Origin of the sequence: Mucilaginibacter pineti (genome assembly GCF_900101875.1) — a bacterium.
GTDB classification, from domain to species: domain Bacteria; phylum Bacteroidota; class Bacteroidia; order Sphingobacteriales; family Sphingobacteriaceae; genus Mucilaginibacter; species Mucilaginibacter pineti.
On sequence record NZ_FNAI01000001.1, the window covers coordinates 163,329 to 180,596 of the forward strand.

A 17,268-nucleotide genomic window follows, 5' to 3' on the forward strand; every position below is an offset into this window, starting at 1 on the left:
GTAGTCCAATAATTAAAATAAGCGAAAATTGTTTGGATAGCTGCTTTTTAATTGCGGCAATATAAGCATATAGTAAAAACCTCTTATAATGCTTACTTCAATTTTAAATATCTTAATTATTAATTGATTATTGTTTTTGCTGTGTGTAAATTTGACTATCTACTACTTAACCTATGAGCAAGAAAATATTTGTTGTTGAAGACGATGCAGATCTGTCTGAGGCAATACAACTTATCCTTAATGAAGAGGGTTACCAAACTGTGGCATCGTACCAAAAAAACTCTATTAAAGGTGTGATACTGCACATGCCAGACCTGGTATTGGTTGATAATAAATTAACCGATGGTTTTGGCAGTGAGCTTTGCGCAGCCATAAAACTGCACCCGCTTACCAGCCATATCCCCGTGATATTGATATCGGGCTATGCTGACCTTGCCGATATTGCTGCCGCCTGCGGTGCCGATGCTTACCTGAACAAACCTTTTGAGCTTACAACACTTATAGAGTTGGTTTCCCGCTACTTAAAAAAGGCAGCCTGATAATAGGCACTAATTAAATGCCTTCTTATTTGGGTTCGGTGGGTTTTCCGGCCACGTATGAAACCGAGCTGATGCCAGATAGGTATAACAATACATCAGGGAAGGTAGGCATGGTTTTGTTATTAATGGTGTAAATGATAAAGTAAACCCCAAGCACAATATTCCAGGCAAAAATTTGAAAGCGCTGCATATTTATGCTTTGTCCATCGCTTAAAATATCGGCAATAAAATTCTCGGCCGTTTTGGGCGACCAGTTTTTACCCTTTTTTACTTTCTTGTAATAGTCAATATATGATGCTGTACCGTTGGTGGTCATACTAATACCAAGCAGGATTAAAATAGAGGGGTTTAGGGTTGAAGGTATATCGGTAAGTATCAGCGAATAAATAAAACCGCCTATTACCAAAACTGTCCAAAATGCCAGTTGGGTTTGCGCCAGGCTGTAAGCGCCGCCTTTGCCTTCCTTCAAGATGTCTGATTTAACTATTAAAATACCCAGCGCTATGATCAAAACGAGGTAGATCCCAGTCATCCAGATAAAGGCCGTTTTGTTGAAATAAGTGAGGGTAAGCTCGGTATTAGGAAGGTCTTTTTTTAGCACTTTAACTGGCAACATGCCTTCCCAGGCTACGGTGGTATGTATGGTAAGCGAGTTTTTTGTCCACGAGTCGGTTAGTTTGTACAGGTAGTCCCAGGCTGCCTTTGTGGTGGTATCGCGCTTAAGTTGAAACGGAATCCACATTACGGTATCGGTAGTTTTAAAATCTTCTTTGCTGATGTTGTTGAACAGATCTGACGTTATACCCCGCAGTTCAACACCTTCTGCATACAGCACAATCCTGTTACGGTCGGCAGGCCGGGTGTTCATAAAATCCTTGGGGTTGGTTATTTCTACCAGAATAATATCACCGGCCCGGGCAACTTTACGGGTAAGGCTATCCTCCAGCTTGCGTGCCGATACATTAATTACATACGATGTTTTTACCACGGCGGGGGCTGCGGGTTGTGCAACTGCCTTTGCGTGTGCGGCAGCGGCGGTGGTTTCTGGCGATTGCTGAGGTTTGTTTACAGCGAAACATACGATTGCAGGGCATATAAAAAATAGCGCGGCAAAAAAAGTAAATAATGCTTTCATAGGATTTTTTGATAAGCAGTACGTATTTTAATAAGGTAGGATAAAACTATTAGGAATAGTTTGAAATAAGCGCAGGGTTTATACGTGAGTTTAACCGTATTTTTACGCTATTTAACCCTAAGGAGCTAAAAATCAATAAGTAAAGTAGGAGTGTGCCGGGTGATAGGACTTTAGCTTTGCAGCTGAAATTGATGCTGATCGTTTAAACAACCCTGTTCGTAATCCTTTAGTTCGATGGCGTTGGCGGCTTCGTCAACGGCTTGCTGCATCTCTTTTAAAAAGCTGCGGAATATTTTTTCTTTTCCGGGAAGTTTAAGTAACAGGCGCAGCATGGTTGTTTGAAACCACAAGTGGATTTTTGATTTAGATACCAGGTCTTTTAAAATGGTAACGCCAAGTTTACGGTTCATGTTGATGAAATGATCCATCTGCTTTTCGTAATTTTTAAAGGCTATGCGGTGATCGCCATTGGCAGCGGCCAGTTCACCGGCCAGTACGTATGCACCCACTAATGCCAGGCTGCTACCTTGCCCAGATGCGGGCGACGGGCAATAACCTGCGTCGCCAAGCAAGGCCACACGTTTGTTGAACAGCGTATCCATTTGTACCTGGCTTACGCTATCAAAATAAAAATCGGTAGTGGTGTAAATGGCATCTAATATGTTGGAGATAATCCCGCCATCCTCCCTGAAATTATCTATCACCAGTTTCTTTTGGCTATCTGTATCCCTGTGGTCGATATCAACAAGATGCGAGGCGAACAAGAAAAAGGCCTTTGCTTCCTGCTTTTTACCGGTGCTGTATACGTTTACCACTTTGTTCAATGCGGGATAGCTCAGTTCCCAATGATCAAGCTCAAAATGGTTGGGGATGGTGAAAATACATACGTAATACCCCAGGTGTGCTATATGTTTATCGGCCCTGCCAAATACCATATTGCGGGTGTTTGAGCGCAGGCCATCGGCGGCTATCACCAGGTCAAAGTCGCGTTGTTCGCCGTTCTTTAAGATAACGGTTACCTGCTCCTCACTTTGCGACAGGCCGGTTATACCGTTATCAAACAGGTATTCGGTTTCGTTTTTGGTAGCGTTGTAAAGTATTTCAGATAGTTCGCCGCGCATGATCTCTACATCATTTTGCTGGCGCATGCCAAATATGTTGGGGTCGTTAAGGTCGGCGTAGCGCTTGCCGTTGGCATCTATCATTGATGAGCCAAGCATGGCGGTATTTTTTTGTTTAACATCATTTAGGATTCCCATACGGTCGGCAACTTCAACGGCGGCTCCGCGCAAGTCAACCCGGTAACCGCCTTTGCGAAGTGCAGGCGCTTTTTCAACAACGGTAACATTAAAGCCATATTTATTAAGCCAGTATGCCAGCGCCGGCCCGGCGATGCTGGCTCCTGAAATTAAAATGTTCCGGTTTTTCATGTTGTCGCTCATCGGTAATGTTAATACTGATGCAAATGTGGCGACATACAATACGCACCGTTAGTAGATTTCGGTAAGTGACACTATTTTGTCGGTGAATACAGGAGAAACTGGTTGAAGCGGTTATTGCAACTTAGTTACTAAAGGATTGTTGACTTTGGCTGATGGCCTTATCCTGAAATCGAGCCATAACAATAACCATACAAATGGCGCCTATGGTGGCAAACAGCATATCTGATTGCGTATCCCATATATCACCCTGCGTACCCAGGAACGAATCGCCGGATGAGCCGGAGGTTACAGAAACAAACCACTCCAAAAATTCATACGTAACGCTGATGCTCATACAAACACACACGGTTAAAAACGCCATCCATGATCTTTTCTGAACTATTTGCTTGCGGATAAACAACTCGCGCACAATCATAGCCGGTACAAAGCCCTGCACAAAATGGCCCAGTTTATCGTAATTATTGCGGGCCTGGTGAAATACTTCCTTCACCCAGTCAAACAAAGGCACCAGTGCGTAGGTGTAATGCCCGCCTACAAAAAGTACAAAGCAATGCAGCAGTATAAATACATAGGTGAGGTAACTAAACCTGAAGCTTTTAAACGTAAAAATCAGCACAATAAAGCCAATAATGCCCGGGAAAACCTCCAGTATCCAGGTAAAATAATCATGAGGGGATATAGCCGAAGCAATAAGACCGGCAAAAAACAGGCATATAAGAATATAGTATTTTTTCACATCCTAATATGCCTATTTAAATCGGTATTATCAGCAGGTTAATTTACACCCTTTATGCCCGGAAGATCATTCTTAACGATTGATCTTCACCAATTATAACCAAATCCGCTTAGTGCGATTTTTAAGAATCATATGCGGAAAACATGTTATATTGCCTTTACCAATTGTACCTGTTTATGAAAAAACTGTTAATCGCTATCTTGTTCTTTACAAGTGCAGCCGCTTATGCTCAAAAAAACAAAGGCATCAGGTTTGAGAATACCTTAACCTGGGCCCAGGTTAAGGCAAAGGCCAAAAAGGAAAACAAATACATCTTTATAGATGGGTTTACCACCTGGTGCGTGCCTTGTCGTAAAATGGCGGCCGAGATATTTCCGCAACAGAAAGTTGGCGCATTCTTCAATAAAAATTTCATCAATGTACCTGTACAGTTCGATCAGTCGAAAAATGATAACGCCCAGGTAAAGCGCTGGTATGCCGATGCCAAAATGTTGGCAACCCAATATAAGGTTGATTTGTATCCTACCTTTTTGTTTTTTGCCCCCAACGGCAGTCTTGTACATGTTATTAAAGGCGGCACCAACAGTAGTGATATGTTTATAGCCAATGCCAAACTTGCCTTAAACCCGTCTACCCAGTTTATCACCCTTAAAAAGCAATTTGATGCGGGTAAAAGAGATACCTCGTTTTTATTAAGGGCTGTCACCTCTGCACAAAAAACAAATAACGAAGCCTTTGCCATCACGGCTATAAACGCCTATCTGCCCACACAAAAAGAGCTGCTTACGGCGCAGAATATTAGATTTATAGTTGCTGCTACCTCAGGCAGTACCGACCCCGGTTTTAACACCTTACGCAGCCATCCTGATAAGGTTGATGCCATAGCCGGACAAGGGAAAAGCGCACTTCTGGTTAATGATATAGCGTTTGATGAGGTTGTTTTGCCGTTATTAAGGAATGGTGGAAAAAAGACCAATTACGGCGGGGGAATGATCATGTACTCGGGGGAGTTAAATAAAAATGTTGATTGGGCTGCCGTAAAATCAAAGCTCGATATAAACTATGCCGATCAGGCGGATGATATTATTGTTGGCGCTAAGCCGGTTTATTACCAATGGCTGGAGGATTGGCCTTCATTTGTTAGTGCCGTAACCGCCTATACTGGAAAGCCAAAGGGATTTGATAAAGACAAACTCAACAGCTTTGCCTGGACGGTATTTAGCGCAAGTGACGATAAGCAATTTTTAAAGACCGCCACCGATTGGACGAAGTTACTATTAGCAGATGATGCCAATAACCTGTTTTATTTGAATACTTATGCAAACCTCTTATACAAATCGGGCGAAAAGGACATGGCAATAAACGAAGTGGAAAAAATGATAAAGCTGAGCGGTACAGAAAATGAAAACCTGGTTAACCAATTAGCTTTGATGAAAAAAGGAGAAAAAACCTGGTAAACAAAGTTAAACCTAATATTCTTTCCTGAACAGTACCTGCGAAGTATTCACCACCCGGCGGTAGTGTTCTGCGGCAAAAAAAACTCCGCTAAGTTTAACGGGGAACACGCTCATTAATAATGCCCACTCACACACTAACTATATAAATGCATTTTAAAGCGGTTATTTTTAGTCTATAAAACTCATTGCCGTTCCCGATTAAATTTATGGCCTAATATTTTTACCTTTAATAAAACGCATCTATGTTAAAAGCAGTTATTTTGGATGATGAGGTGAGGGGCAGTTCGTTGCTGAGTCGTAAGCTGGCCATTTTTGAAGAGGAATTGCAGGTTGTCGCAGTTTTTAACGATCCCTTTAAAGCGCTTTCAAAAATTGTTGATCTTGATCCGGATGTATTGTTTCTTGATGTTGAGATGCCGGGGCTTAATGGCTTTCAGTTTCTTGAAAAACTGGGCTCCTTCAACTTCCATGTGATATTTACCACCGCTTATGATACCTATACGCTGGAAGCACTTCGGCTGAGCGCGGTTGACTACCTGCTGAAACCTATTGACGAGGAAGAGCTGCACACTGCCATCTACAGGCTTAAAAAGAGGGTTGCAGACAGCAACAAACAGGTTATTAAAACCGAAGACCGACCAACGCGTAACCGCCTTGCCTTACCCACTGCCGAAGGCGTTTACCTGGTTGATAAGGCCAGCATTATCCGGGTAGAGGCCATGAGTAACTACAGCACCTTTTACCTTAACGACCGCAAAAAAATAGTAGTATCAAAAACCCTGAAGGAGTATGAACAGGCTTTGGACGAAGCCTCGTTCCTGCGTATTAACCGGTCGGTGATTGTAAACCTGGAATATGTAATTAAATACCGCAAAGGCGACGGCGGTACATTAGAAATGACCGACGGTACCGAAATAGAAGTATCTGCATCACGAAAAGAAGCATTGATGGAAAAGATCTTCGGCGAAAAAAAGGCCTGATGGTTACAACTCGCTGATAAAGCCAGCCAGCGCAATGGCCACACCCAACAATACGGCAATCATCTTGCGCATGTTAAATTTATGGTCGGCGCTTGATTCAAATAGTATGGTGGTAGATATATGCAGGAAAATCCCTATAACCACACCCATAATGCGGTTGTAGTAATGCTGCAGGTTACCAATATCGCCGGTGCTTAAAGCGTTGCTAAAAAAGTATCCGGCAGGTGCCATTATAGCAAACAGCAGTATGAAAAATATAGTTTTTGATTTACCCTGCCTGTTGGTAAGGAATACTGTACCCAAGGCAAACGCCGCCGGGATGTGGTGTAGCGCTATGCCGTAAACCAACTGGTTTTGATTGCCTTGCGCCAGCGGCATCCCCTCTAAAAAAGCATGCAAACAAAGACTTACCATAATGCCCAACGGAAAAACAGGGTGGGCGTGGTCATGCTTGTGCATGTGGCCATGTTCAATACCGTCAGAAAATTGCTCCAGTACAATCTGAAACAGGAAACCTACCAATATAAATACACCTACGTAGTTATCATTGCCATGATAGGCATCGGGTATTAAATGCAATACGGTAATGCCAAACAGGTAAGCGCCGCTAAATGCCAGCACCAGTTTAAGCATTTTATGGTTATCGCCCTTAAACAAAAAGACAGCTAATCCCCCGCAGGAGGCACTTAAAAACAGGATTAAAACTTTCCAGATCTCCATTAAAAGGCAGGTTGTATTTTTTTAAATATAAAGGCAAACAGGGTGCCCACCAGCGCGCCGTAAAGCGCACCGCAAATAACATCAACAGGGAAATGTACCCCTACATACACCTGTGCAAAGCAAACAAGCGCGGCCCATAAAATAGCCCAGAACCATATCCAGCGCCATTTTTTGCCAAACAGCAGGCACAAAAAAATAGCCATAGCAAAATGATCTGTAGCGTGGGTTGATGGAAAGCTGTAACCCGTACCACAGGGAATGCGGCTTATATCGGTAACGGATACTACAGGATCCCTGCAGGGGCGCAATCTTTTTACATTGTATTTTATGATGCTGGCGCTGGTAAAATCGGCAAAGCCTGCGGTTGTGGCCAGCAGCAAAATGATGATAGCGCCTTGCTTTTTATATCGCCAAAGGCAAAAAGCAACAATAAATACATACAGCGGAATCCAAAACTTTGGGTTACGGAGGTAAGGCATCACGAGATCGAAAAACGGGTTCGACAGGTCATGGTTAATGAAATAAAATAAATGCCGGTCGAGTTGTAAAATATAGTCGGGCATTGGTGTATGCAAAAATTAGGCGTTTTGTGTGTTATCAGCACCAAAGGTATCAATTACTTTAAAACAAGTTTTATAGGTTGCCGTTAATAAACCGGCAACCGGCATGTAAAGTTTATAAATTGGGGCACAAATTTGCGCTGCCGGGCGTTAATGGGGGATAATAAAACTGCAACAAAATTGCTTTTACGCCCAAAATAGGGGCTATTTCGCTGCTCAAACGATTGCGCTATCGTTATAAATTATATACAGCTATCGGTTAAATATTTTTACTTTTACCACACAAAAAACAACAATAATTTTGACACTAATAAAATCAATTTCGGGGATACGCGGCACCATTGGCGGAGCCGCAGGCGATGGTTTAACACCGCTGGATATTGTAAAATTTACTTCGGCCTATGGCGCCTGGGCGGTAAAAAAATCGGGGATCAAAAAAATCGTTATCGGCCGGGATGCACGCATCTCTGGCGCAATGGTTAATAACCTGGTTATTGGCACGCTGCAGGGTTTGGGTATTGATGTTATAGACCTGGGCCTATCTACAACGCCAACTGTTGAGGTTGCCGTTACGGGCGAGAAAGCTGGCGGCGGTATTATCCTTACTGCAAGCCATAACCCCAAGCAATGGAACGCGCTTAAACTTTTAAATGCCAACGGCGAGTTTATAAGCGATGCCGATGGTAAGGAAGTGCTTGAAATAGCCGAAAGCAGCGATTTTGAATATGCCGATGTAAACGACCTGGGAACAGTTACCAATGACGATAGCTGGCTGCAAAAACATATAGACCTTGTACTGGCATTACCGTTGGTTGATGTGGAAGCTATTAAAAAGGCCGATTTTAACGTTGTGATTGACTGCGTTAATTCAACAGGCGGTATTTTTGTACCTGCCTTATTAAAGGCACTGGGCGTAAATACTGTTCATGAACTGTATTGCGAACCCGATGGGAATTTTCCGCATAACCCCGAGCCGCTGCCCGAAAACCTTACCGCCTTATCAAAAGAAGTACTGGCAAAAAGGGCGCATTTAGGTATAGCTGTTGACCCGGACGTTGATCGCCTTTGCTTTGTTTGCGAGGATGGCAATATGTTTGGCGAGGAGTATACTTTGGTTGCCGTGGCCGACTACGTGCTGCAGAACAATAAAGGAAATACAGTGTCAAACCTGTCATCAACCCGTGCCCTGCGCGATGTTACTGAGCTTGCCGGTGGCGAATATCATGCATCGGCAGTAGGAGAGGTGAACGTGGTTAATAAAATGAAAGAGGTTAATGCCGTTATTGGCGGCGAAGGCAATGGCGGTGTAATTTATCCTGAAATACATTACGGTCGGGATGCTTTGGTTGGGATAGCGCTGTTTTTAACCCAACTGGCTAAGTATGGCAAGTCGGTTTCAAGCCTCAGAGCGTCATACCCAGGTTATTTTATTTCAAAAAATAAGATAACCTTAACGCCAGAAATGGATATAGATGCCCTTTTGATTAAGGTAGAGGAGAAATACAACAAACAACCGCACTCAACAATTGACGGTTTGAAAATAGAATTTGATAAAGAATGGGTACATTTGCGTCGTTCAAATACTGAACCGATTATTCGTATTTACTCCGAGGGCAATTCAGAAACGGTTGCCAACGGGTTGGCAAATAAAATAATCGCTGATATAAAAGAGATATTGAATTAATTATTGAATTATTGAGTTAGGAAATAACAAAATAATTCAGTAAATTGATAATTAGTAGTTTTTTACAAGTTAACTGACCCGTTTATTGGAATATTGATTGATGAATTGTTGAGTTCACTCTTCAAATCACATATTCAATAATTCAATAATTCAACAATTAAAAAAATGCGCGTTTATTTTGATAATGCTGCTACTACGCCGCTTGACCCTGAAGTTTTAAAAGAAATGTACAAGGTGATGGAAAACCATTATGGTAATCCGTCGTCAATTCATTCACATGGTCGCGAGGCAAGAACATTGGTAGAGAAATCGCGCAAAACAATAGCTAACCTGTTGCATACTTCGCCCGCCGAAATTTTCTTTACGTCAAGCGGTACCGAGGCCGATAATACCGCCATCCGCTGCGGCATTGTTGATCATAACATTACACACGCCATTACCAGCCGTATTGAGCACCACGCGGTATTACATACACTGGAGGCAATGGAAAAGGCCGGCATTATAAAATTAAGTTTTGTTAATGTTGATGAGAAAGGCAATGTTGATTACGATCACCTGGAAACGCTGTTGAAAACCAACGAGCGCAGCTTTGTATCTATCATGCATGCCAATAACGAAATCGGCACCCTGTCAAACATGGACCGCATTGGCGATTTGTGTGAGGCATACAATGCTATATATCATTGCGATACGGTACAAACCATGGGCCATTACCGCCATGATTTGGGTAAGCTTAAAACACATTTCCTGGTTTGTGCAGGCCATAAGCTGCACGGGCCAAAAGGGGTGGGTTTTTTGCATATCAACCACCGCATTAAAATAAAACCATTTATATATGGCGGTGCCCAGGAACGCAATATGCGCGGCGGTACCGAAAATATTTATGGTATTGTTGGCCTGGCCAAGGCGCTTGAAATGGCTTATGCCGAAATGGAGCAGCACCAGGCACACATCCAGGGCTTAAAATCATACATGATAGGTAAACTGGTTGACCAGATTCCCGGCGTAAAATTTAATGGCGAAACCGATGCCGATAAAAGTTTGTATACCGTACTTAACGTAGCCTTTCCCGAAATGGAAATGGCCGATATGCTGTTGTTTAACCTTGATATTTCGGGTATTTCGGCATCCGGCGGCAGCGCCTGCAGTTCGGGTACCGATATTGGCTCGCACGTGCTTACTGCCATCGGCGCAAGTTCTTCAAGACCATCTGTAAGGTTCTCTTTCTCCAAGTACAACACCAAGGAAGAAGTTGATTTTACTGTGAATAAGGTAAGGGAGCTTTGCCTGGTGAACGCCTAAGGCATCAATACAGAATTTCATTTTCTTAAATTTCCAAATTACCGCAACCATCTTGCCGCTTGTCATTTTTAACATGATTAGCAATAGGATGGTTGCCTCATAAATAATCCCTTACTGATGCGTGCTGACGACCTACTGACGGCTACTGACGAGGTACTGACGGCTGCTGACGACATACTGACGGTGGCTGACGAAAGTAATCTTTTTAGAAAAATATTTTCTTAAATAGAAAACAATAATGCAAACTGGTGGGTTTATTAATTAACAACTAAAATTAAAACCTATGAATATGCATAATGAAACCTGGGAAAACCAGGACAGCGATTTCGAAAATACCAACTCGTTTTCTGAAAACGACCATAGCAAAAATGATGAAAAGGACGTGGTAACTGACGAACATCCAAATGAAACGCCTGAAGAAGGTGAATCAAAAAAAGAAGGTACAGGCTACCACAGCCAATCGGAAGTTGACCAGCCGCAAAGGGGCGCTAACACCTCATTTAGTGAGCAAACCGATGTTACCCCGCCAAATAAGCACGAATTTCCATCGGTAGGTCCGTCAAAAACAGACTTTGAAAGCCGTCCGCAAGGCCGCACAACTGGCAGAATGGTTGGCCATGAACCCGGTACAGAAGGTGTATAATAGCCTGTTATTTAATAGGTTATTATTAATTAACTAAAGTTAAAAGGAGGAAAGGATCATGAGCGATTATAAGGATTCTGAAATAAATCAGAATAATAAAGAAGAAAGAGAAAGTAGCAGGGGGATAGACTCCCGCACTAATCAAAGCAAACACATTCTTGAAAAAGATGGGCCTCAGAAAAAGCATTTCAATGTGCTAAATGAAGATGGCAGCTTAGCCGATCTCCCGGATGAGAATGTTCAGGATGCTGGCGCCGAGTCTGCATCGATTACGGAATAGTTAGGCGCTAAATAATAATGATTTCTAACAATAAAGGCTACCCAAACGGGTAGCCTTTATTATCGTATTAGTTAATGAGCTTTAATTAGCCATCATCTTCAGGAACGAAGCCAGTTTTTCTTTCATTTCCCGACGATCAACTATAAAATCAAGGAAGCCATGCTCCTGAACAAACTCAGCAGTCTGGAACCCTTTTGGAAGATCTTTTTTAATGGTTTCCTTAATAACCCTTGGGCCTGCAAAACCTATCAGTGCACCAGGTTCGGCAATGTTAATATCGCCTAACATGGCGTAAGAGGCTGTTACACCGCCTGTTGTAGGGTCTGTAAGTAAAGAAATATAAGGGACTTTTGCCTGCGATAATAAAGCCAGTTTAGCCGATGTTTTAGCCATTTGCATTAGCGAAAATGCAGCCTCCATCATTCTTGCACCACCTGATTTTGAGATCATCAGGAATGGAATCTTATTGGCGATGCTATGATCGATCGACCGTGCAATTTTTTCGCCCACAACAGAACCCATTGAGCCGCCAATGAAGTTAAAATCCATACAGGCTATAACCAGGTCCTGGCCGTCAATTTTGCCTACACCGGCGCGTATGGCGTCTTTTAAACCCGTTTTAAACTGGGTTTCGGTAAGCCTGTCGGTATACTTTTTGGTGTCCTCAAAATGCAGTGGATCGCCCGATGTAAGATCGGCAAAAAGCTCTGTAAACTCGTTATTATCAAATAGTACCGAAAAATATTCTTTTGAACCTATGCGCAGGTGATAGCCACAATAATGGCAAACATATTGATTTTCAACCTGCTCAGAATAATGTAGGGGTTTCTTACAATTTGGGCATTTATTCCAGATACCATCAGGGGCTTCTTTCTTTTCCTCAGTAGTCGTAATTATCCCTTTCAACTCTCGTTTAAACCACGCCATATCTATGTCTAACTCTTTCAATTGACTACAAAGAAACGAAAAATATTATTAAGTGCTAAAAGTTAAAAAAACTAATGCCTTATGAATTATTTAACAAAAACGTTATGCCGTGGTTTTATATCAAATTTGTAATAAACCGCCCCGAATTTTGGAAAAGCATCGGTTTTTGATGTGTTTACCCCGGTTTTACTATCGTTTTAATATAGTTATGCCAAAATCCTTGTACAAAATGTTAATATGTTGCTATTAATAACAACATTTATCGCCCAAAACCAAGATTTTTTATAACTTCGAGGCCCAAATAAAAGCTCATGGATTTAAAAAATTATACAGGTGTTCTGCATGGCGATCAGGTGCAGGAACTATTTGAAGCTGCCAAAAAGCATAAATTTGCTTTGCCAGCTGTAAACGTTATTGGTACCAATACTATTAACGCGGTTATGGAAACAGCTAAGCTGGTAAAATCTCCGGTTATTATTCAGTTATCAAATGGCGGCGCGCAGTTTTACGCAGGTAAATCATTAGATAACTCAAAATTACAGGCTTGCATCTTAGGTGCTGTATCTGCAGCAAAGCACGTTCATTTATTAGCAGAACACTATGGTGTTGCTGTTATTTTACATACCGACCATGCTGCCATGAAATTTTTACCGTGGATAGATGGTTTGTTAGATCATGGCGAGAAGTTTTTTGCTGAAACCGGCAAACCGCTTTTCTCATCACACATGCTTGATCTTTCTGAAGAACCTCTTGAAGAAAATATCGAGATCTCCTCTAAATACCTTGCCCGTATGGCCAAATTAGGTATGACACTGGAGATTGAATTAGGCGTAACGGGTGGCGAAGAAGACGGTGTTGACAATTCTGATGTTGACAGCTCACGTTTATATACCCAACCAGAAGAAGTTTCTTATTCTTACGAACACCTTTCTAAAATTAGCCCGCGCTTTACAGTTGCTGCTGCTTTTGGTAACGTGCACGGTGTATATAAACCAGGTAATGTTAAATTACAGCCGGTTATCTTGCATAACTCACAGGAATATGTAAAACAAAAATTTGGTTTAACTGCCGAGAAACCTATCAACTTTGTATTCCACGGTGGTTCTGGTTCAAGTCAGGAAGAGATCCGCGAGGCTATTTCATATGGCGCTATCAAAATGAATATTGATACCGATATGCAGTGGGCTTATTGGGAAGGCATTAAAGATTACTACAAATCAAAAGAAGGATACTTACAAAGCCAGATAGGCAGCCCGGATGGTGAAGATTCTCCGAACAAGAAATATTACGATCCTCGTGTATGGTTGCGTAAAGGCGAAGAAACTTTTGTAAAAAGGTTAGCTGCTGCTTTTGAAGATTTAAATTGCGTTGACGTAAACAGCAAATTATAATATTCATCAAAAACTAACAAAGCGCCGGTACATTTGTTGTATCGGCGCTTTGTTGTTATAAAGCGATCCCTAAAACATTTAAAAAGTTTACAAAATGGCAAAGACCGCTACAAAAAAAAAGAACTTATTTGAACGATTTGCCAACTGGGCAACTGCAGCCACCGGTAGTTCGGCGGCTTTTATAATTGCCATATCTGTAATACTTGTATGGGGGATAACCGGGCCTGTTTTCAAATACTCAGATACCTGGCAGCTTATCATTAACACAGGTACTACCATTGTTACTTTTTTGATGGTATTTTTGATCCAGAAATCGCAAAATAAGGATTCAAAAGCGATTCATTTAAAATTGAATGAACTGCTGGCCTCGCACCAGGGTGCAAGTAATCGGATGGTTGATATTGAAGACCTGACGGAGAAAGAACTCGACTTGTTTCATAAGTTTTATGTGCAATTGTCAGAACTTGCTGAGCAAGAAGATGATATTACCTGTACCCATTCCATTGATGCAGCCGAAGAAAATCATCTTAGTAAGTTAAATAACCTTAAATTAAAACCACATTACGTTAATGCCCGCAAACATAAAAGTAAATAAAGTAACCGAGCAAGCCGATCTTGATAAAGTGTTTGCCGTACGGCGCGAAGTTTTTGTTATTGAACAGGATTGCCCGCCCGAGCTGGAATGGGAGTTTGAAGATGAATCGACCCATTTTTTAGCTACCGCCGATGGAGAACCAGCCGGTGCCTGCCGCTGGAGAAAAACTGACAAGGGGTATAAACTGGAACGTTTTGCTGTATTGAAACAATTCCGGGGCTTTGGAGTAGGGCAGGCCCTGGTACAAGCCGTATTGGACGATCTGCCTGCAGAAGCAGGTTATGTTTATCTGCATGCCCAGGTACAGGCAGTTTCGCTGTACAAGAAATTTGGTTTTGAACAAACCGGGCCCGAATTTGAGGAAGCAGGGATCAGACATTATAAAATGATCAGGAAATAGCAACTAATTTTAAATTAGCTTGCAACCTATTGCGGAAATCTGTCGTCTACCCAATAGTTATCCATCATTTATAAAATTTTATGTTAAAACACTTTACTTCATCTGCAAGAACAAGCAGAAACCTCAGATCATTTTTTGCACTTATGCTTTGTTTTGTAACGCTGAACACTTTAGCGCAGGATAAAACAAAAACAATTGGCAATAAACCCCGCACAGGTTCAAGTAATACTAGTTATGATGTTGTTCAGGGCGGGCAGGTAGGTATAAAAATGAGTGCAGGTAGTAAACCTGTACAATTACTTAAACTCGATTTTCATGTAACCAGTCGAACTAATGATACGATCCCCTTTAAGGTGAACGTTTACACTATGGACGGTAAGCTGGTAAAAGATAATTTTGTTACTGCTGAAATAAAAGGAACAATTAAAAAATACGACCAGGCACAAAGTCAGCTAATCAGTGTTGATTTATCACCCTATAATGTTTTAGCAAAAGGTAATATTTTGGTTGCTGTAGAGTTTTTGAAAACGCAACCGGGCTCAAACCTGGGTTTTGCCTGCGGGATACTTAATGGCGGTACTTATAATAAATACAGCGCAACCCACGAATGGAAAAAGACGCCTATTGTAGGTGCCGATTTTAGTGTACTGGTTAAGAAGTTGAAATAAATGCTGCCCCGATTTATAAAATGACAAGGCGAAAAGACTTACGAAGTTTTTAAAACTTCGTAAGTCTGGATCTCCATAAGTTCAAATTAGTTATATAACTCCTGCTCATCCGTATAATAAGTTTTTCTCGATGCTTCATTTATTTTAATCTCAGCACCTTTGGGGCTATGCGTTTTCTTTGAATTGTGGATTAGCATAAAATCCCTTACCTCGCCGTTAATAATATCTGGGTTTGATTTGAGGATAGCTTTTTCTGCATCATTCAAAACCGTGTGGATTTTTTCTACCAGTGCTTTAATTTTGTCTTCCGGTATTTTATTACTTACCGAAAAAGGAGAGATACCAGCATGCCATAGGATCTCGTCGGCATACGCGTTACCTATACCACGAATGATCTTTTGATCGAGCAGGATAGTTTTAATGTTAGTTTTTTTCTTTTGGAGGATAGGGGTGAGATAGTGAACGCCTGCCTCTTTTGATAATGCATCTGGCGATTCCTTTTCGCCGGGATTTAGCGTTGGATTGGCAATTCCTTGAAAGTCAGTCAGCACTAAGCCACTATTGTCTGTAAAATGCAATTCGATGATAGGGTATTTGTTCTCATTTTTGCCATCAAACAAAAAAAGTTTTCCATGCAGCATCAGGTGCAACGAAAGGATGTCGCCTTTGCTGAATTTTATATAGAGTTCTTTTCCTTCACGATAAACCTTGTCGAGTTTTTGACCTTCAAGCGTGTCTTTTAACTCCTTATGGGTTACATTAAGCTTTTTAGCGTTTATTATAACCACTTCCTTAATGGTTTTTCCGGATAGTTTTTTATCTAAATTATAGCTGAAAGCTTGCAGATCGGGTAATTCGGGCATGGTAGTTTGTGTTTTATAAATTAACCAAATATAAACTGATAAGTTTTTAGTTCACGCGCTGATGTTCGTTTGCCCTGCCAAAGCCAACGGTATCCCGGTAACCCTGCGGTGAAACATCGGCATTGGTTTTGAAAAAGCGACTAAAGTAGTATTCGTCCTCGTAACCCAGGTTCCACGCTATTTCCTTAACCGGCTTGTTGGTTAAATAAAGTTCGCGCTTGGCTTCAATAATAATACGCTCGGCAATGAGGTTGCTGATGGTTTTATTAAAATGGGTTTTGGTGATCTTTGCCAACGCCTTGGCCGATATATTAAGCATATCCGCATAATTGCTTGCGCTATGCTTTGTTTTATAATTTTCCTCAATGGCCTCCTTTAAATCCTGTAGAATATACGGCTCTTTATTTGCCATATCGGGCTTTTGCTCAAGTTCTTGTTGTTCAGTTTTTAAGCGGGAGGCCGTGATCAGGAATATTTTGAGATACGATACCAGGATCTCGTACTGCGCTAATCCTTTGTTCGGAATTTCGGCTTTTACCAGGCTGATGATATTATTAAAGGTAGCGGCGCTGGTTGCATCAACCTTTACATAGGGCGGATGGTAAATATTATTAAACAAAACCCCGCTGCATGATACCTCTTTATGATGTTTGTGAATGCAAAAAAAATCGGGATGAAACTGAATGGCCACACCACTTAATGCCTGTTCTTCCGCTAACATAAATGGTTGGTACGGGGCAAATGCCAAAAGCGTATTTTGCACGACGTCATATTCAGAAAAATCGGACTTTAATTTTCCGTCACCTTCCTTGATCCAGATAATCGAGAAGTAGTTATTTCGTTGCAAATGGTCAAAATAGCTGTTATCCTCAAAAAAGAATAGTTTAAAGGCAAGGTTGCCATTTACAGGATCGGTAAGGGTAAATGTATTTTGAGCCTCGGTCAT

19 protein-coding genes are annotated in these 17,268 nt (G+C 41.6%); 11 read left to right on the forward strand and 8 right to left on the reverse strand.

Annotated features, from left to right (window positions below):
* Positions 1–173: 173 nt before the first annotated feature.
* A complete protein-coding gene (locus BLS59_RS00515; RefSeq protein WP_091142437.1) occupies positions 174–539 on the forward strand; it encodes a response regulator in 366 nt (121 codons plus the stop codon).
* A gap of 25 nt (positions 540–564) precedes the next feature.
* On the opposite strand, the gene BLS59_RS00520 is transcribed toward BLS59_RS00515, so the two are convergent.
* The 3 genes from BLS59_RS00520 to BLS59_RS00530 all read right to left on the reverse strand — a co-directional run bounded on the left by BLS59_RS00520 (position 565) and on the right by BLS59_RS00530 (position 3,852).
* Complete coding sequence (locus tag BLS59_RS00520; protein WP_091142441.1) at positions 565–1,674, reverse strand: hypothetical protein; 1,110 nt, start codon at positions 1,672–1,674, stop codon at positions 565–567.
* Between the two features lie 170 nt (positions 1,675–1,844).
* Complete coding sequence (locus BLS59_RS00525; protein WP_205411156.1) at positions 1,845–3,116, reverse strand: FAD-dependent monooxygenase; 1,272 nt, start codon at positions 3,114–3,116, stop codon at positions 1,845–1,847.
* A gap of 121 nt (positions 3,117–3,237) precedes the next feature.
* Positions 3,238–3,852 (reverse strand): DUF2238 domain-containing protein, encoded by a 615-nt coding sequence (locus BLS59_RS00530; RefSeq protein ID WP_091142444.1) that lies wholly within the window; start codon positions 3,850–3,852, stop codon positions 3,238–3,240.
* A 176-nt stretch (positions 3,853–4,028) separates the two neighbouring features.
* On the opposite strand from BLS59_RS00530, the gene BLS59_RS00535 reads away from it, so the two are divergent.
* Both BLS59_RS00535 and BLS59_RS00540 read left to right on the forward strand, forming a co-directional pair.
* On the forward strand, positions 4,029–5,309 hold the full coding sequence (locus tag BLS59_RS00535) for a thioredoxin family protein (protein WP_162842535.1): 1,281 nt from the start codon (positions 4,029–4,031) through the stop codon (positions 5,307–5,309).
* Positions 5,310–5,551: 242 nt separating this feature from the next.
* The gene (locus tag BLS59_RS00540) at positions 5,552–6,289 is read left to right on the forward strand and encodes a LytR/AlgR family response regulator transcription factor (protein WP_091142452.1); all 738 of its coding nucleotides are present in this window, start codon (positions 5,552–5,554) and stop codon (positions 6,287–6,289) included.
* Positions 6,290–6,292: 3 nt separating this feature from the next.
* Here BLS59_RS00540 and BLS59_RS00545 read toward each other — a convergent pair whose 3' ends face one another.
* Together BLS59_RS00545 and BLS59_RS00550 are read right to left on the reverse strand one after the other, a co-directional pair.
* Positions 6,293–7,009 carry a ZIP family metal transporter gene (locus tag BLS59_RS00545; protein WP_091142455.1) on the reverse strand — a complete coding sequence of 239 codons (717 nt, stop codon included), beginning with the start codon at positions 7,007–7,009 and terminating at the stop codon, positions 6,293–6,295.
* A complete protein-coding gene (locus BLS59_RS00550; RefSeq protein ID WP_091142457.1) occupies positions 7,009–7,572 on the reverse strand; it encodes a phosphatase PAP2 family protein in 564 nt (187 codons plus the stop codon). The genes BLS59_RS00545 and BLS59_RS00550 overlap by 1 nt, the downstream gene beginning before the upstream one ends.
* Before the next feature lie 298 nt (positions 7,573–7,870).
* Here BLS59_RS00550 and glmM point away from each other — a divergent pair, with 298 nt between their 5' ends.
* The 4 genes from glmM (at position 7,871) to BLS59_RS00570 (ending at position 11,478) form a co-directional block, all read left to right on the forward strand.
* Positions 7,871–9,253: a phosphoglucosamine mutase gene (gene glmM, locus BLS59_RS00555; RefSeq protein WP_091142460.1), complete on the forward strand. Its 1,383-nt coding sequence runs from the start codon at positions 7,871–7,873 to the stop codon at positions 9,251–9,253.
* Positions 9,254–9,418: 165 nt separating this feature from the next.
* Positions 9,419–10,555, forward strand: a complete 1,137-nt coding sequence (locus BLS59_RS00560) for a cysteine desulfurase family protein (RefSeq protein ID WP_091142464.1) — start codon at positions 9,419–9,421, stop codon at positions 10,553–10,555.
* 283 nt (positions 10,556–10,838) lie between these two features.
* Complete coding sequence (locus tag BLS59_RS00565) at positions 10,839–11,198, forward strand: hypothetical protein (protein WP_091142467.1); 360 nt, start codon at positions 10,839–10,841, stop codon at positions 11,196–11,198.
* A gap of 58 nt (positions 11,199–11,256) precedes the next feature.
* Entirely contained in the window at positions 11,257–11,478 is a 222-nt protein-coding gene (locus tag BLS59_RS00570) for a hypothetical protein (RefSeq protein WP_091142470.1), read from the forward strand.
* 81 nt (positions 11,479–11,559) lie between these two features.
* On the opposite strand, the gene accD is transcribed toward BLS59_RS00570, so the two are convergent.
* Positions 11,560–12,405 (reverse strand): acetyl-CoA carboxylase, carboxyltransferase subunit beta, encoded by an 846-nt coding sequence (gene accD, locus BLS59_RS00575; protein WP_091142473.1) that lies wholly within the window; start codon positions 12,403–12,405, stop codon positions 11,560–11,562.
* A gap of 311 nt (positions 12,406–12,716) precedes the next feature.
* On the opposite strand from accD, the gene fbaA reads away from it, so the two are divergent.
* The 4 genes from fbaA (at position 12,717) to BLS59_RS00595 (ending at position 15,459) form a co-directional block, all read left to right on the forward strand.
* Positions 12,717–13,796, forward strand: a complete 1,080-nt coding sequence (gene fbaA, locus BLS59_RS00580; RefSeq protein ID WP_091142476.1) for a class II fructose-bisphosphate aldolase — start codon at positions 12,717–12,719, stop codon at positions 13,794–13,796.
* 94 nt (positions 13,797–13,890) lie between these two features.
* Positions 13,891–14,391, forward strand: a complete 501-nt coding sequence (locus BLS59_RS00585; protein WP_091142481.1) for a low affinity iron permease family protein — start codon at positions 13,891–13,893, stop codon at positions 14,389–14,391.
* Positions 14,366–14,791 (forward strand): GNAT family N-acetyltransferase, encoded by a 426-nt coding sequence (locus BLS59_RS00590; RefSeq protein ID WP_091142484.1) that lies wholly within the window; start codon positions 14,366–14,368, stop codon positions 14,789–14,791. Before BLS59_RS00585 ends, BLS59_RS00590 begins: the two co-directional genes overlap by 26 nt.
* An 80-nt stretch (positions 14,792–14,871) precedes the next feature.
* Entirely contained in the window at positions 14,872–15,459 is a 588-nt protein-coding gene (locus BLS59_RS00595; protein ID WP_091142487.1) for a hypothetical protein, read from the forward strand.
* 86 nt (positions 15,460–15,545) lie between these two features.
* On the opposite strand, the gene BLS59_RS00600 is transcribed toward BLS59_RS00595, so the two are convergent.
* Positions 15,546–16,322: a DNA-formamidopyrimidine glycosylase family protein gene (locus BLS59_RS00600; protein WP_091142489.1), complete on the reverse strand. Its 777-nt coding sequence runs from the start codon at positions 16,320–16,322 to the stop codon at positions 15,546–15,548.
* 46 nt (positions 16,323–16,368) lie between these two features.
* Positions 16,369–17,268 (reverse strand): helix-turn-helix domain-containing protein, encoded by a 900-nt coding sequence (locus BLS59_RS00605; protein ID WP_091142493.1) that lies wholly within the window; start codon positions 17,266–17,268, stop codon positions 16,369–16,371.

Excerpts from the sequence above, each read along its gene's own strand:
- BLS59_RS00515 (WP_091142437.1), top strand. The coding sequence starts at position 174 with ATGAGCAAGAAAATATTTGTTGTTGAAGACGATGCAGATCTGTCTGAG.
- BLS59_RS00520 (WP_091142441.1), bottom strand. The coding sequence starts at position 1,674 with ATGAAAGCATTATTTACTTTTTTTGCCGCGCTATTTTTTATATGCCCT.
- BLS59_RS00525 (WP_205411156.1), bottom strand. The coding sequence starts at position 3,116 with ATGAGCGACAACATGAAAAACCGGAACATTTTAATTTCAGGAGCCAGC.
- BLS59_RS00535 (WP_162842535.1), top strand. The coding sequence starts at position 4,029 with ATGAAAAAACTGTTAATCGCTATCTTGTTCTTTACAAGTGCAGCCGCT.
- BLS59_RS00540 (WP_091142452.1), top strand. The coding sequence starts at position 5,552 with ATGTTAAAAGCAGTTATTTTGGATGATGAGGTGAGGGGCAGTTCGTTG.
- BLS59_RS00545 (WP_091142455.1), bottom strand. The coding sequence starts at position 7,009 with ATGGAGATCTGGAAAGTTTTAATCCTGTTTTTAAGTGCCTCCTGCGGG.
- BLS59_RS00550 (WP_091142457.1), bottom strand. The coding sequence starts at position 7,572 with ATGCCCGACTATATTTTACAACTCGACCGGCATTTATTTTATTTCATT.
- BLS59_RS00560 (WP_091142464.1), top strand. The coding sequence starts at position 9,419 with ATGCGCGTTTATTTTGATAATGCTGCTACTACGCCGCTTGACCCTGAA.
- BLS59_RS00565 (WP_091142467.1), top strand. The coding sequence starts at position 10,839 with ATGAATATGCATAATGAAACCTGGGAAAACCAGGACAGCGATTTCGAA.
- BLS59_RS00570 (WP_091142470.1), top strand. The coding sequence starts at position 11,257 with ATGAGCGATTATAAGGATTCTGAAATAAATCAGAATAATAAAGAAGAA.
- accD (WP_091142473.1), bottom strand. The coding sequence starts at position 12,405 with ATGGCGTGGTTTAAACGAGAGTTGAAAGGGATAATTACGACTACTGAG.
- fbaA (WP_091142476.1), top strand. The coding sequence starts at position 12,717 with ATGGATTTAAAAAATTATACAGGTGTTCTGCATGGCGATCAGGTGCAG.
- BLS59_RS00585 (WP_091142481.1), top strand. The coding sequence starts at position 13,891 with ATGGCAAAGACCGCTACAAAAAAAAAGAACTTATTTGAACGATTTGCC.
- BLS59_RS00590 (WP_091142484.1), top strand. The coding sequence starts at position 14,366 with ATGCCCGCAAACATAAAAGTAAATAAAGTAACCGAGCAAGCCGATCTT.
- BLS59_RS00595 (WP_091142487.1), top strand. The coding sequence starts at position 14,872 with ATGTTAAAACACTTTACTTCATCTGCAAGAACAAGCAGAAACCTCAGA.
- BLS59_RS00600 (WP_091142489.1), bottom strand. The coding sequence starts at position 16,322 with ATGCCCGAATTACCCGATCTGCAAGCTTTCAGCTATAATTTAGATAAA.
- BLS59_RS00605 (WP_091142493.1), bottom strand. The coding sequence starts at position 17,268 with ATGACCGAGGCTCAAAATACATTTACCCTTACCGATCCTGTAAATGGC.